The following is a 15,179-nucleotide window of genomic DNA, read 5'->3' on the forward strand; positions in this document are numbered from 1 at the left end:
ATTTCCTGATTTGTTTTCCTGGTTGGTGGATCAGATGGGGGATTTGCCTTTATCTCGAAATTCTCAAAAAAGAATTTTTTCTAATCCATTGAATTTATAAAGTGTATCGGCTTACGTTGATAGCCGTGCGTAATTAAAAAGATAATGAAATCAATTATATTACTTAAAGTTGGTGCCGAGAAAGGGAATCGTTGTTTCCGAGTAATTCTTACTGAAAATATTAACTAAATCCGAAAAGCAGAGTATGAAAATTGACTGAATTTTACTAAAAAATAGCATATATTCAAAGTTGAATTAACTTCAAATATATTACAAAAATCATTTGTCACTTTCAATTCAAATAAATTGTTTAGAAAATGAATGTAATGAAATAACAAATCATTACATTCGCTAAAATCTACTGTTAAACCAGTTACTTAAAAAAATATCCGGATTTATCTTGATGTTGAATGTAATATATTATATAGTTTTTTCATAAAACATTACATTGAAATTTAAATTTTGGGGGTCGTATGAAAAAACGGGGTTTAACTGAAAATGAAATAAAAAAATTGGAGATCTATATTAGGGGAACCGGATCTCTAAGAGATTTGGTAATTTTCCGATTATCATTAGATACGATGTTACGGGTCGGTGATGTTTTAACTTTAAAAGTTAAAGATGTGTTTTTTAGTGATGAAGTGAAAGAAACCTTTAAGGTGAAGATGATGAAAACGGAAAATTCCGTCACGTGTTCATTATCAGAAAAAACCCGTGAAATTCTGAAAAAACACATTCTGGAAAATCATTTATCAAATGATGATTTTTTATTTCAAGGACGAAAGAAAACCGGAAAATCTATATCAAAGGTTCAATGGCACAGAATCCTGAAAAGTTTTGTTGATGCGGTTGGAATTGACGAAAATGAAATTGCGACTCACTCTCTGAGAAAATCTCTACCGACAATAATATATAAAAAAACCGGAAATTTAAAAGTTTGTCAAAATCTACTCGGTCATAAGTCTATTTCAAACACGTCATTGTATATTGGAGTTGATGAAAAAGAGTCATTGGACATCAAAAAATCATTAAATATTATCTAAAGTGGTTATCGGCCCGACAAATGACAATAAATTGTCTGACAATTTATTTAAAATAATACATTGAAAAATATCATTATTCAACATTGATTTTTATCAAAATATTATTAATCAAATCAATGATTTGGTTAATAAAAACAATGACTTGATTATTTTTTCAATTTTTGTTATAATACATATAAAGTTAATGAATTTTTTATATGGTGACTATTATGACAAAAATAATCAGGGATAATTTTTTCAATATTACAGAATTGAAAGAAAAAGGTTTTACTGACACGTCAATTAAAAAATTTTTAGGAAGTTGTGACGTTGAAAAACATAACCCCTATAATGTAAAATATAAAATAAAACTTTACGGAAAAGAACGAGTTTTATTAGTCGAAAAAAGTGAAAATTATAAAATATGGAAGGAAGATGCTGAAAAAAGAAAAGAGAAATTAAAACAAACAAAAATCAAAAATTCGTCATTAATCGTTAATGATCAAATGAAAGAACTGAAAGAACTTTATGAGTCCATCAAGGATGAAATTAAATCGATGAATATCGATAAGAAAGAACTGGATGAATTAAAAGCGATCTCAATCAGTGCATATAATGATTATCAAAGTGATAAATTTTATCAAAGTGATAAATATGACCCTAACTTTTGTTCGGAATTTTCCGATGAATCTTTTTTAAAAAGGATAATGGTTAATTTTGTAAGACATCAACAAACTGATTATGACACTTTTATGAATGTAATTAACATTAACCGACGAAATCTGACGGAAAGTCACTCGTCTAAATTAGACGAGTGGAAAAGTGTTATATACAAAAAAATAAACGAAGGAGTTTATACAAAAATATCAGAAGTTTATCCGGAGTTAAATGATGAAATAGAAAATCAAATGACTCAAAAAGAAATAGATAAAAAAACCGAAAATTATTTTCCTGTTTTAATAGAATCTAAAACAAATTTAGAAAATTTTTTTTAGAAACGAAATCATCTCTATAAATAACCGTGTATTGATTTTCAATACACGGTTTCCGGGCCGATAACGGAAAATTAAGTTTAAAGGAGATGAATATGAAAACTTTTAAGGAAATTCTAAAAGAAGAACTGGATGACTACCAACCAATGGATTCTGAAGAAACAACTGATGATGATGAACCGGAAAATTCTGAGCTGGATGATTTCAGATTCCGTGAAATCGAATCGGATGAAGAAGATACGTCTATCTACCTGATCATTAAAACATCTACCAGAGAGTGTTTTATCTACTCACCTGAAAAAAATTTATTAACACCGACGGGAACAGAACTTTTTAAAGATGTTTTTTTGGTGGAAGAAAAAATGAACCTTTTTAAACCGGTATCAGAAAACGGTCTGATTCAGATTTTAATAGAAACTCAATTTTTATCAAAATCTCAAAAGAAAAGGATTTTACTGAACGAACCGAAAAAGGTTAAAAGGAGTTTATACCTGGATAAAATACTCTACGAAAAGTTAGATAAAGTCTCACGTAAAACCGGAAAAATGAAGTCAAGGATGATCCAGGAGTCACTAATAGATTATCTAAAGAAAATATCATAAAAAACACATCACCACGGGGTTTTTATTAACCCCCCCCATCCATCTACCCCCTACAATAAAAATTCATCATTTTCATCAATTTCATCATTTTTTATAATTTTTTATAAATAGTTATGAAACAAAAAATTTTATGAATATTTTAAATAAGGGAAAATATGATTTTAAAGAAAAAAATTCTGTATGAAAATTTGACGGATTCGATGAACGAAGGTGTTAAAAGTGTTTTAGATGAACTCAATGATATATTTTACAATCGACTGAATTTTCTAACCGGTTCATTTAAAGAAACCGACAAATATATTTTAGAATCGAGAAATTATTTGATGAAATCAATTAATTCTCTACAAGAAGAATATTCTGAAATAATTGATGAAAACAATGAATAATAAGGATAGTATGACAAGTTATAAAAGAAAAAAAGATGGTGAAGAAATTTCAAAAATTTCATTTACCGTTCATAAAGATGTTTTTATGAAGTTCAAGGAAGTCACAAATGAAAAAAATATTTCGATTCCGAGATTAATGGAAACGTTTATTTTAAACTACCTGGAAAGTGTTAACTAACAAAAAACAACCCCTTTTTTATTTTGTTTGGAGACAGAGAAAAAAGGGGGTTGAAAGGAAAACAAAATGGAAAAATATGAAATTAAAATTTATACATCACTATTTATATTGTTCATTTCTCAGAAAAAAAAAGAACCACCCCCGAACGTTGAGCCACCCCCAGAAGTCAAAGAGTTGAAATCATTTAAAAATTTTGATTTGATTCGTTCGATTTTCAGTGATTAGTCATACTCAAAAAACACTATCAAAAGTTTCATAATACACTATATTTCTTTTATTTTCTTCCTTGATTCTAATTAAATCAATAACTTATCCCTGTTTTCATCATACATTAAGGGGAAGGGAAGGGAAAGGAAGGGAAGGAAAGATAATGTAATATAAATAGATAATGAAGAAGTAATGAATGAAAAAATTAAATTCTAATCACTTCTATATTTATAATGTGAATGGTTCAACTTATAACATTCAATTTCATCTGGATACAGAACCTTTTGTTGAAAAATATATTGATGACATTCTTAAAAAAACAAAATTGAAAATACCACAACAATATCTGGTTAGAACCTTATTCATCCATATATTAAATTCCCAATTTAAAAACAGAAATATTGATGATTTTATTCCACTAAATTCAAATTTCTTAAATTCTTGGTTTGGTTCATCCAATAGAAAATTACACAGTGATTTTACAAAAAAGTTTTTAGAAAAAGATTCTTATTATCAAAAAGGAACTAAAGCATTTGGTTACAAAATCAAAAAAAGGATAATCCACATATTAAATGAATTAAGAAACAAGGAACCTAAACCCAAACCAACAAAAACCCCGATATTAAAATCGGAATTTGTTTATGGTGAAAGTGAAAATCAATTTAAAGTTCCAAAACTGATTCAAAACGTCATAAACAGTTTTTCCAAATGTTACATCAATTTGGAAAGATTGGAAGAATTTGAAACGAACTTGAATGATGATGTTAAGAACTTGGAATATCTCCAATATTCCATAGGGGAATTCAAACGGCATATTTACCGACAATCATTTAAAAAAGGGTATTACAAACCGGCGTATATTCTTGGTGGAACTGGTTTAAGCGGAAGAATTTTTGAAAAAGGAACGTTGCCAGCACAGCGGATAAAGAAAATTATAAAAAAAGAAATTTTTTATGGGGATGAATATATCAATATTGATATTGTCAGAAGTCAACCAACAATTCTGCTGTATTACTTCATTAAATATGAATTGAAGTCCGAATTCTTCAAACACTATGTAAATAATGATTCAATCATAAATTCTTGGGTTTCTGAAGGGATTCCAAAACAAATCATTAAGAGTTTGATTTTTTACAAGTTGTTTTCCCTATACACGGGAAAAATGACACTGAAGAATCCTGTTGTTACTAAGGCCATATATGATGAAACTCAAGAATTGGATGTTGACATAAATCCACAATCTATCCTGGATGTATTAAACAAAAAGTTTGAACCCCTAAATGAAGACATTAAAAGATGGAAATTTCATTTAAAACAGAATGTTACTTTTAACAACAATGTTTTTATCAATAGTTGTGGTTTTCCTGTAAATTTTGAAAATTATGAACAGAAGAAAAGAACATTGATTTATACAGCCTCATTATTACAGTCCAAAGAAGCAGAAATCATACATAAAATGATTATTGAATTCACGAAACAGGGCGTAAATGTTAACTCTCACGAGTTTGATGGTTGCGTCTTATATGTGCCTGAGGGGATGAATGATGAATCGCTGAAAAAACTAATCAATAAAACATTGGAAAATATTGATTTTGAAGATAAGGATATGTTACTTCCGATGCTAAGAATTGAAAGGAAACCCTTTGTGTGATTGTTTTTCAATTTCTTTCCACACTTCTTTTAACCCGTTCCAATCAATTGAAAACTTCAACTTTGGAATCACAACATCATTAATTTTTTTCACAGCAAATTCGGAGGTGTAAACCGTTCTTGAAATTTTCCCTGATGTCCAACCGCAGTATCTTTCAATAAAAATTTCTTCTACTTCATTTTCATAAAGTTTGGTTGCGACATTTTTTCTAAAGGTATGAAACACTTTTTTTCCATTTTCAGTATTTTTGGAATTTTTGACATCAACTTTTTTTAGGTAATCATTAAACCACTTGGATAATTGTTTTCCGTAGGATTCCGCAAAATAGTTCAATCCCGGAAACAATCTTTTTTCTCCGTTTCCGTTAGGTGAATATCCTAAAATGTCTAAATATTCTTGAAACCCAATTTCAAAAAGTTGTGGATGTATCGGAATATTCCTTTTTGACATTCTGTTTTTTAGTCTCTGTGTGAGTCGTTCATCTGATAGTTTAATATAAAAAATTCCATCTTCTGATTTATTGATGTCGTCAAGAAAGATTTGGCAAATTTCGTTTTGCCTTGCGCCACTAAACAACCCAAAAATTGGAATCCAAAATTTGGCACACCTAATTTCAAAACTTTGAGAATTATTGATTGAGTCCAGATAATTTTGTTTATCAAAAATTTTCTTTAAGTCATCGTTGCTGAAAACAACAGGTAGTGAGTCCTTTGTATTGGTTAACTTGCCAACAGTTACACTTACAACTGGAGATTTTTGGATATAATCATTTCGTTCTAACCAATTAAAAAATGTTTTGATATTTAATATCAAATTATTACAAGTTCTTAGGGTTCTTGGTTTTTCTCCCAATTCCAATATTTCTTGAATTGTTTTTTCTCTAAATTTGGGGTTTTTACTCAGGTTTGGTGGTAATCGTTTTAGAATATTTGTAAAATCGTTCAGTTTATCTTTGGAATACTCTGAAATGTCATTATCGCCAAGAACCCAGATAAAAAGTTTCAGAAGGGATTCATATTCATTGATTGTTTGTTGCTTTGTTCCTTTTTCTCTATGATAGTCCAAGTATTGAGGAATCATAGTTGAAAGTAACTTTGGATTTTGGATGGGATTTGTTGGACTGATTTCAGTTGTTTGAATGATTTTTGGTGAAGGTAATTCTTGAATTTTTTTAAATTGATGAACTACTTCTGACGTGGGAATAATAGAACTTATATTTGATGCTTCATATTCCTGTTTTGCTTGTGAAAAAATATCCCATTCTGACTGTTTTTCTCCACTAACTAAAGCAATTTTCAGGTTCAAGATTTCTTCTTTTATCTTAATCAACCCTTGAAATAAACTATTGTATTCAAAAGTGTTTTGCTTTGGAATTTCAAATGCGGTTAGATTTAGAGTTTCTCTTATCTCCATATCAACTTTTTTTTTTAATGAGGGGAAATCCTCCTTGTTTTTCAAATCACTAAGATGTTGATTTAGATTTGAAATTCTTTTTTCGTTGGCATTTTCTGTCCAATCAGTAATTCCCCAAAAGTAATGCTCGCTATGTCTTTTGCCAGAATGAAGTTTTGTTTTTAAAATCAATTTAATGTCTTCAATCGTTAATTCTTTTCCCATTTCCCCATTCCTAATCGCAAAATAAAGACTTTGCGATTCAATATATAAATATTTGGAAAGATGTTTTGCCTGGCGTTTATCAACTGTGTGAAGGGACAACAAAAATTGTCTCTTTTTCAGAGTTTCTATCAAATCCAAGGGGATTGTGGAAAGGAAAAAATAAGAATGGGAAGATTCTTTGTAGATATAGAAGTTACGCATTTCTTACCTGAAAAATTGACTACTAACATTGAGTAGATTTTGAAATAAATCAATTTTCAGTAAGAATTAAGTCGGTAACCTATTGAAATAAAATGAATTTTAATCAATGGGGAATGCCGAGAAAGGGACTCGAACCCTTACAGGCGTTGCCCACTACCCCCTCAAGATAGCGTGTCTACCAATTTCACCACCTCGGCATATAAAAAAGATCCGGCATGAATATGTAATTCTCCTCTGAGACGCAAGTCTTTTTTCTTCAGTTTTCTCGCTTGATGGTCAGGAACGATACCAACTCTTCCATCAAAGATCGTGCCGGCGTGGCAGGCAGATGTTTCAGGCAGTCATACGCCTGTTCCGCATGCGATTCACAATAGTTTCTGACAGCATCAATCGATCCGGTTTTTATGGCACGCTCAATGGCCCATTCAATTTCTTCAGGAGAATTTTTTTCTCTCGGTTTGAGTAGAATTTCATGCAGGGTCTCCGCTTCAGATGACGAAAGTCGTTCAAACATCTCAATGGTGATCAGGGTCCGTTTTCCTTCTTCAAAATCACCCCCCTGTTCTTTGCCATACCCTCCTGAATGAGCCGAAGGTGCCTGATGCTCACTGTCCGCGATCAGATTCAGGACATCATCCCGTGCCTGAAAACCAATGCCGATGCTTTCTCCGAAGCGGCCGATCCATGAAATGTCCTCGTCAGAGGCTCCGGCAAGAAGGGCGCCGCATTCACAGGGGCCACGTCCGGAATACCAGCCTGTTTTTCGGGTGATCATCTGCTGATATTCCTCCCGTGTCGGGAATTTATCATGACTGACCCAGCCAATATCCATGGCTTGACCTTCAAAAGTATAGCGGATCACCTGATTGAAATGCCGGATCAAATTCATGGTTGTGGCGGTTCCCAGTCGGGATTCATTGTCCATGAGGGTTTCAAACACCAGGCCCAACATGCAGTCTCCCGCATTGAGCGCCAGGGGGATTCCATGCAATCGATGCAGAGTGGGTTTTCCTCTGCGTGTCATGGAATCGTCTTCAATGTCATCATGGATCAGCGCAAAATTTTGAAACAACTCAAACGCGGTGGCCGTCAACAACGCATCTTGGGGTTTTCCTCCAAAAAGTTCACAGGAAAGCAACACCAGCGCTGAACGGAATTTTTTTCCACCCCGCGATGGGTAATCGTGCATCAGGTCATACAAATATTCACGGGGTTCCCGGAGTGGAATCCGGTTGCTGATTTCCTGCTGAATGAAAGATCCTGCCTGTTGCAGATAATCTTTTAAAAACCGGTATTGTGCGGCTGAAAACTGATCAAGGGACATGAAAACCTATGGTGTAGCATCGTTGGGAGGAATTTGTTGAGACTGTGGAATCTGGTATAATTGTAAAATTCTCTGGTCTGCCTGAGGCAAGTCGCTCACTGGTAACACAAGATTCATGCGCTCATCTCCGGGTAAAAACCGGATTTGATGAAATGCTCCTGAGGGCGAATCAAACGCGCTCACAACATCCTGTATGGTTTGAATCGATTTTCCGTTGATTTCAGTGACTACCATGTTGGACAGATCCTGATAGCCAATATTGATGGGGTCCGGCAGGACACGGGTGAGCAGGATGATGTGGCGATTTTTATTTTCTGATAGAAATTCATCCAGTTGAGCAAACAGCCTCAGGCGCAGGGGGGCTTTGGCATTCCAGTTATTTCCCCACAACGTGAGGTAATCCATGGTGAGCGGTTGGAACAGCAACCCGCCTCTCAACACATACGTTGGCGGTTGTTCCGCATTTTCCAGGGGAATGTAATAATCCGCTTCTGAAAGTCTGGTGACTTTTCCCTGGAGGGTCATCGGTTTTCCCTGCCGGATGACATGGAAGGTTGCCTGAGTCTGTTGCGCCAATGAATCTGTCAGCAGGTAATCAAACAACACATCGCCCCATTGAGGATGTGAGATATTGCCCTCATTGGAAATGTTCCATTCATTGATTCCTGTTAAAAAATCTTTAGGTTGAAGAACATCTGTTCCCACCCCTCCGTGCAGGACACGGTTGATCCACACCCCTTCCTGATCTTGCGGAATTTGATGATAGTCACGAATGCTGTCATCCGCGATTTTCTGCCAGGTGAAGCCCCGGTTGGGAAAACCGGAATAGGGATGCTGTTGCGCCTTTTGAAGGAAGGTTTGCAGATAAAACGAAGGCAGGGCTTCAAGGCCGTTATTGGCAGACTGAACAGCCATCCCTGTCAGTGTCTGTCCTTCAAAAACACCATGTCCATCCGCATGATGAAAATTGCTTCCCTCAATAAACATAATCGGCTGATGCAATCGGCTGTAAGGTCGGAAGCCCATGCTGAGCCTGGTGATAGTTCCCGGTATGGTCTTCAAATTTCTGACGGATTTGATTTGTGTCAGCATTACCGGGCCGGTATTGGCTTCCCCCCAGGAAACAGGTTCGAGGTTTTTCCAGAACTCTTCGTCCGCGACATCCAGCAATGCCAGATTGATCGAGGCGTCGATCCGGGTCAAGAGGCCTTCCCATGTTTTAGCTTTGTCAGGGTGTCGTACTTGAATCAAGGTTCGGCTGTTCACCATCTGAGCCGTTGTCAGCAATTGATGTGGCCCCACAACGATGGCGGCACCCTGTCGCGCGCCCACGGATTTTTTATTCCACGGTAACAACCAGTCATATTCCTGAAAATATACTTTGAGGACAACGATATGCTTGTCATAAGAATATACTTCCTGAGTTTCTTCGGCATGAATCGTGGTCTGTCCCAGGGTGATCCCAAGCCATAGCAGACACAGGAATTGAAATGGCTGGATGCCTTTGCGGGCAACGGAACGGGTTGAAAATTGGAATATTGGATACATGGAATTGTTTACTCCTGAATTCGTTCAGCCTGTGGGATGCCATATTGGCGCAGTATTTTTTCATTATTGTCATCTGCCAGTTTTCTGTTCATGATGATCGGCATCGATGTCCATTGGCTTTCAAAAACATAGTATTGCTCGTCTTTCTGGCTTCGTAGAACTTCCTTGAGATGCCGGATCGACTGAATAATCACGCCGTTGACTTTATTCAGAACAAAATGATTCATGGCGGTGTAACCCGAGTTGAAGGAAGCAGGAAGAATCTGCGCCAGCACAACGACTTGCTCACGTCTTGTTTCAGCTTGTTCTGTGCCTCTGAATAACAGTTCATAAACCAGTGTGGCGGAGGCACTGCCTACTGTTTGAAGATAATTGCGATTCAGCGGAGTGAAAACCAGTCCACCCACAATCAGATATTCAGGAAGAACATCGTAACTGTTGCGGATTTCCTGACTGTAGGGCGGGGGTTTTAATTGGAGGGTTATGGTCTGAACAGACTGGTTTCTGAGAACGGTCAGGTTCAGTGAATCACCAATCTGCCTGTTTTCTGCTTCAATAAAAAAAGAAATCCGGTGTCCTTCATAGTGGACCATGCCTGCCATATCAATCATGCTGGTTTCAATTTTCAGCAGGACATCCCCCGGGAAAATCAGATTTTCCGCTGACGACATTGGCAGAACACGTTCAACCAGAACTCCGCCCATTGCTTCATCCAGTCCCAGAAATTTCCGTTGGGATGGATTGAGCAGGTCGCTGGTGATCACTCCGATTTCGGGAACACCGTCATAGACACCATCCTCAATGTCCTTGAGGAATCTGAGAATCAATGGAACTGGAATGAAGTAGCCCACATCATTCAACCGGAGATTGGACTGAAACGCGACGCCCACCACCTGATCCTTCTGAATCACCGGTCCCCCGCTGTTTCCGGGATTGATGGCAGAATCTGTCTGAACCAGCAGATGCGAATCAATGCCCGGATGGACATAGGTCCCGAATTCAATACGTGAAATCACACCTTCAGTTCGTGAAATTTTCTGACCGCCCATGGGATAGCCATAGGTTCTGACATGGCTTTGTATTTCCGGCATTTCACCAAGGGGAATCGGAACAGTATCATTATAAAATCGGGGATCACGGACTTTCAGCAGTGCCAGATCGGAATCATGTGCCACCGCGATCACATCCGCGATGAAGGGTTTGGAGGTGCTTTGTTTGTTCACAATGAGCAACCGGGAATCGCTCACCACATGCGCGTTGGTGACAATCAGTTGTTTTCCGGTTAAAAAACCTGTTCCGCTGCTGGCTTCAGCCGGAGTTGTTTTCCAGGGCGATTGCCAATCCACACTTTGCTGGTAATTGGTGATTCGGAATACAGAATTTTCAATGTCATTGGCCCTGGATTGCGCTTGTACAAAAAATGGGGCCAGCAGGAAACAAACCATTGAAATAACTGTAGCCGGATGTTTGTGTTTCATGGTCAGGTCCAGAGTGCGAGAATCAAACTGCCAAGAATGATGCGGTAAATCACAAAGGTGAGGGTGCCATAACGTTTAAGGAAACGTAGCAGGAATTCTATGGAAAGATAACCCACAAGGAACGAGGTGCCAATGCCAATCAACAAGGAGATCACGCCGGTTTCGCCAAGACCGCTTTCCAGCAATTCTTTCAGTTCAAACAGACCGCTTCCCGCAATGGCTGGCAATCCCAGAAGAAACGAGAACCGTGCCGCGTCAGCTCGATTCAGTCCGGCAATGAGTCCACCCATAATGGTTGAGCCGGAACGAGAACAACCGGGAATCAATGCCAGTGCCTGAAACAGGCCGACCATCACCATTTGAGGGATGCTCAATTGATTCAGGGGAAGATTTTGTCTGGAAAAATGTTCTGAGGCATAAAGTCCAATGGCCAGCACGATCAGCGCACTGCCAATGATGGTCAGGCTCCGGGCGTCAGTTTCAATATAATGCTTGAACCCGAGTCCGAGAAAAACAATGGGGATACTGCCCACCGCAATGCCCCAGGCCATTCGTGATTCATCAGAATAGAGCAGATTTTTACGAACAATGCTTTGCAGAGTCGCTTGAAGCAGTTTCAGAATATCAGTGCGGAAATAGATCAGAACGGATAGCAGCGTCCCAAGCTGAATCACTGCTGAAAACGCGGCACCGGGATCATTCCAGCCAAGCAGATGAGGAACAATTCGCAAATGGGCGGTGCTGCTGATGGGGAGAAATTCGGTAAGCCCCTGGACGATACCCAGTACCAGTGCCTGAAACCATGTGGTCATAAACATCTCAATTTATATTGAACGCGGATCCAACGGTGACAAAATTCGGATGAATTAAAAAAAGTGAACGTTACTGATGAATTATACAAGGTTCAAGACGTTCAAGGTCTGCAAAAAATAAATAGATAATGCGAATTAGGAGTTGAAATAGATAATATGGCTCCATTTGCAGGAGGGATGAAATCCCACAAACTTTAAGGAACGGCAAAAAATAAGTTGTAAAAGTTGGCTCGTGCCCTACGTCCGTGGGGCACGTTATCCCTCAGACGAAGCTCTGCTTCATTATTTTTTTGAACGTTCCTAAACAGGCACAATCCCTGTTTTCAGAGGATATGGCACTCATTTTTCATGGTCGGCATCCAAGGGCGGAATTCCGGTGAAGATTGGGATGGTTCGAGCGTTCTGAACGAATAAATAACTTCCTCTAAAAATAACAGAATAGCTATTGTATCTTTCCACTGTTCATGAAATAGATGTTTATAAATTGATATGATTGACTTTGATAAGGCTTAGGAAATTTATGAAAAAAACGTTGTTGGTTCTTGGCGGATGGTTGTTCATCTCTGGATTCTGTTTCACTGCGTCAGCAAATGACGAACCACCGCTGAATGGCGCAATTGTTCGGCCAATCGCGCAAAGATTTGTGGAAATGCATTATTCGCAGCAACCGTTGGATGATGTGATTTCAGTCAGGATGTTTCAGATTTATATGAACTTGCTGGATCCGGGACATTATTACTTTATGGAAGCAGACATCAATGAATTCCGCCGATATGAAAAATCACTCGATGACCTGATCCAGCAAGGAAATATTGAAATTGCCCTCCAGATTTTTACCCGCTTTAAAACCCGGTTGAATGAACGTTTGCAAATGACCGAAACGTTCATCAAGGAAGATTTTGATTTTAAAAAAGATGCCACATGGGAACTGGATCGCAAGGATGTGCCTTATCCCAAAGACCAGAAAGATGCTCAGTCCATCTGGCGAACAAAGATGAAATTCGATTTGTTGCAACTCACCTTGGGTGGTAGCACCATGGAAGAAGCCAAAGAGCGTCTGCTCAAGAGAATTCGAAGTGCCTGGAAAGATTATTCACATTATAAAGATAATGATGTGGTGTCATTGTATATGAACGCCTTGACATCGGCTTATGATCCGCACTCTTCCTACCTGTCACCGCAAGAACTCAAAAATTTTGATATCACCATCAAATTGTCTTTGGAAGGCATCGGCGCGGTGTTGCGCTGGGAAGATGGCTACACGGTGGTCAATTCCATTGTGCCGGGCGGAGCCGCCTATCGGGATGGCCGACTCAAGGTCAATGACCGGATTATCGGGGTGGCCCAGGGGACAGAACCCTTTGAAAGCGTCATTGACATGCGGTTGAATGATGTGGTTCAGTTGATTCGGGGAGAGCGCGGAACGAAGGTCAGACTTCAAATCATACGAAAAAATGAAACCGGCAACAGCACCGTGCTGATTGAAATTCTTCGTGATCAGATTGTGCTGAAAGATGGTGAAGCACAGGCTGAAGTTTTTACCCCGACGCTGGTGACTGAAACAGGAAAACCCGAAGCAACCTCAGTTCCAAAAAAGATCAAGGTGGGAGTGATCAATCTGCCTTCCTTCTATATTGATTTCAATGGCCGCAGGGAAAATCCCGACAGTTACAAAAGTTCTTCACGAGATGTAGCAACGCATTTGGAAACCTTCAAAAAACAAAATGTCGATGGGGTGATTCTGGATCTCCGGAACAATGGTGGCGGTGGTTTGGATGAAGCCATTTCAATGGCAGGTCTGTTTGTCGGCGCGAATCCAGTGGTGATTGTCAATCAGTCCGGTGGCAGGCAATATATTCATCGGAGTCGTGAAAAAGCGGTTTATGAAGGCCCACTTCTGGTTTTGTTAAGTCGCTTCAGCGCCTCAGCATCCGAAATTCTGGCAGGAGCTCTACAGGACTATCATCGTGCGATTCTGGTTGGTGACAAAACCACCTTCGGAAAAGGAACCGTTCAAAACATCGCTCAGTTGCCTGAAGACTATGGCGCACTGAAAATCACGATTGCCCAGTTCTACCGGGTTTCAGGCTGGTCGACTCAAAACCGTGGCGTGGAGTCGGATATTGTGTTGCCGTCCATCACCAATGAACGGGAAATCGGAGAATCAACCTTGCCAAACGCATTGCCCTGGAAATCCATTGACGCGGTCAATTACGCACCTGTCAGCAAGGTGGATAAATATCTGCCACAACTGCGGAAACACTCGCAGGAACGTACAAAAAACAGCGAATTTTTTCAGAAAATTCAAAAAAATATCCAGGAATACGTCACCCAGATCAAACCAAGAAAATACACCTCCATTCTTGAAATTCAGAAAGATTATGAAAAGCGCGATGAGCCAAAACCGGAAACTGAGACGATAGAAGGCGAGATTCCTGAACACGCGGATTCACAAGAAACGAAATCAATCATTGTCAAAGATCAGTATCTGGAAGAATCCATCCAGATTCTGGAAGATTATATCCAGATGCTCCAGGTTGAGAGTTCCCGGAAAACACAAATTTTCGGTAAACGTTCCTGATGTCGCAAAAGTTGGAATCTCCGTCGCTGGATGTGCTGATCTCGGAATCAGCCATTCAACAGCGTGTTCGCGAATTAGGCCGTCAAGTTTCAGCAGATTACCACAACCGTGAGTTACATCTTGTCGGTGTGCTGACGGGTGCCTTTTTGTTCATGGCAGATCTGTCCCGTGCCCTTGAAATCTCTCCTGTTGTCCATTTTATCCAGGCCTCCAGTTATGGTGATTCGACCTCTTCTTCAGGGAATGTTCATTTGTCTCATGCTCTGAAACTGGCAGGCAAGCATGTGCTGGTTGTGGAAGATATCCTCGACACCGGACTCACGCTGGCAAAAATTCTTCAGGATTTTAGAAGTTACAACCCTGCCTCGCTCGAAATCTGCACGCTGTTGAACAAGAATCGTTCACGGACAGTTTCCATTATGCCCAAATACAATGGATTTATGATTGAAGATGAGTTTGTCGTAGGCTATGGACTGGATCTGGCCGGACGGTATCGGACATTGCCGCATATTGCTGTTATCCAACCCTGACGATTGAAACA

Annotated in this window: 13 protein-coding genes and 1 tRNA gene; 8 read left to right on the plus strand and 6 right to left on the minus strand. The window is 38.7% G+C overall.

Annotated features, from left to right (window positions below; translation table 11 throughout):
- Positions 1–512 precede the first annotated feature (512 nt).
- The 6 genes from HQM11_10075 (at position 513) to HQM11_10100 (ending at position 5,077) form a co-directional block, all read left to right on the plus strand.
- Entirely contained in the window at positions 513–1,082 is a 570-nt protein-coding gene (locus tag HQM11_10075; protein ID MBF0351368.1) for a tyrosine-type recombinase/integrase, read from the plus strand.
- Positions 1,083–1,291: 209 nt separating this feature from the next.
- Complete coding sequence (locus HQM11_10080; protein ID MBF0351369.1) at positions 1,292–2,056, plus strand: hypothetical protein; 765 nt, start codon at positions 1,292–1,294, stop codon at positions 2,054–2,056.
- A 92-nt stretch (positions 2,057–2,148) separates the two neighbouring features.
- Positions 2,149–2,655, plus strand: a complete 507-nt coding sequence (locus HQM11_10085; protein MBF0351370.1) for a ribbon-helix-helix domain-containing protein — start codon at positions 2,149–2,151, stop codon at positions 2,653–2,655.
- A gap of 155 nt (positions 2,656–2,810) precedes the next feature.
- Positions 2,811–3,041 carry a hypothetical protein gene (locus HQM11_10090; protein ID MBF0351371.1) on the plus strand — a complete coding sequence of 77 codons (231 nt, stop codon included), beginning with the start codon at positions 2,811–2,813 and terminating at the stop codon, positions 3,039–3,041.
- 10 nt (positions 3,042–3,051) lie between these two features.
- On the plus strand, positions 3,052–3,219 hold the full coding sequence (locus tag HQM11_10095; protein ID MBF0351372.1) for a hypothetical protein: 168 nt from the start codon (positions 3,052–3,054) through the stop codon (positions 3,217–3,219).
- Between the two features lie 403 nt (positions 3,220–3,622).
- Positions 3,623–5,077 (plus strand): hypothetical protein, encoded by a 1,455-nt coding sequence (locus HQM11_10100; protein MBF0351373.1) that lies wholly within the window; start codon positions 3,623–3,625, stop codon positions 5,075–5,077.
- On the opposite strand, the gene HQM11_10105 is transcribed toward HQM11_10100, so the two are convergent.
- From HQM11_10105 to uppP, 6 genes are all read right to left on the minus strand, one after another.
- Positions 5,048–6,895, minus strand: a complete 1,848-nt coding sequence (locus HQM11_10105; GenBank protein ID MBF0351374.1) for a tyrosine-type recombinase/integrase — start codon at positions 6,893–6,895, stop codon at positions 5,048–5,050. The two genes, HQM11_10100 and HQM11_10105, sit on opposite strands and share 30 nt — an antisense overlap.
- 114 nt (positions 6,896–7,009) lie before the next feature.
- Positions 7,010–7,092, minus strand: a tRNA-Leu gene (locus HQM11_10110).
- 59 nt (positions 7,093–7,151) lie between these two features.
- Positions 7,152–8,219: a polyprenyl synthetase family protein gene (locus tag HQM11_10115; GenBank protein ID MBF0351375.1), complete on the minus strand. Its 1,068-nt coding sequence runs from the start codon at positions 8,217–8,219 to the stop codon at positions 7,152–7,154.
- A 6-nt stretch (positions 8,220–8,225) separates the two neighbouring features.
- Positions 8,226–9,767, minus strand: coding sequence for a hypothetical protein (locus HQM11_10120; GenBank protein ID MBF0351376.1), 1,542 nt, complete (start codon positions 9,765–9,767; stop codon positions 8,226–8,228).
- A gap of 8 nt (positions 9,768–9,775) precedes the next feature.
- Positions 9,776–11,245: a trypsin-like peptidase domain-containing protein gene (locus HQM11_10125; protein ID MBF0351377.1), complete on the minus strand. Its 1,470-nt coding sequence runs from the start codon at positions 11,243–11,245 to the stop codon at positions 9,776–9,778.
- 2 nt (positions 11,246–11,247) lie between these two features.
- The gene (uppP, locus tag HQM11_10130; GenBank protein ID MBF0351378.1) at positions 11,248–12,057 is read right to left on the minus strand and encodes an undecaprenyl-diphosphatase UppP; all 810 of its coding nucleotides are present in this window, start codon (positions 12,055–12,057) and stop codon (positions 11,248–11,250) included.
- Between the two features lie 520 nt (positions 12,058–12,577).
- Between uppP and HQM11_10135 the strand changes: the two genes are divergently transcribed.
- Both HQM11_10135 and hpt read left to right on the plus strand, forming a co-directional pair.
- Positions 12,578–14,638, plus strand: a complete 2,061-nt coding sequence (locus tag HQM11_10135; protein ID MBF0351379.1) for a carboxy terminal-processing peptidase — start codon at positions 12,578–12,580, stop codon at positions 14,636–14,638.
- The gene (gene hpt, locus HQM11_10140) at positions 14,638–15,168 is read left to right on the plus strand and encodes a hypoxanthine phosphoribosyltransferase (protein ID MBF0351380.1); all 531 of its coding nucleotides are present in this window, start codon (positions 14,638–14,640) and stop codon (positions 15,166–15,168) included. Before HQM11_10135 ends, hpt begins: the two co-directional genes overlap by 1 nt.
- The last annotated feature ends 11 nt before the right edge of the window (positions 15,169–15,179 follow it).

Source organism: SAR324 cluster bacterium, assembly GCA_015232315.1.
In the GTDB taxonomy this organism is placed as follows: Bacteria; SAR324; SAR324; order SAR324; family NAC60-12; genus JADFZZ01.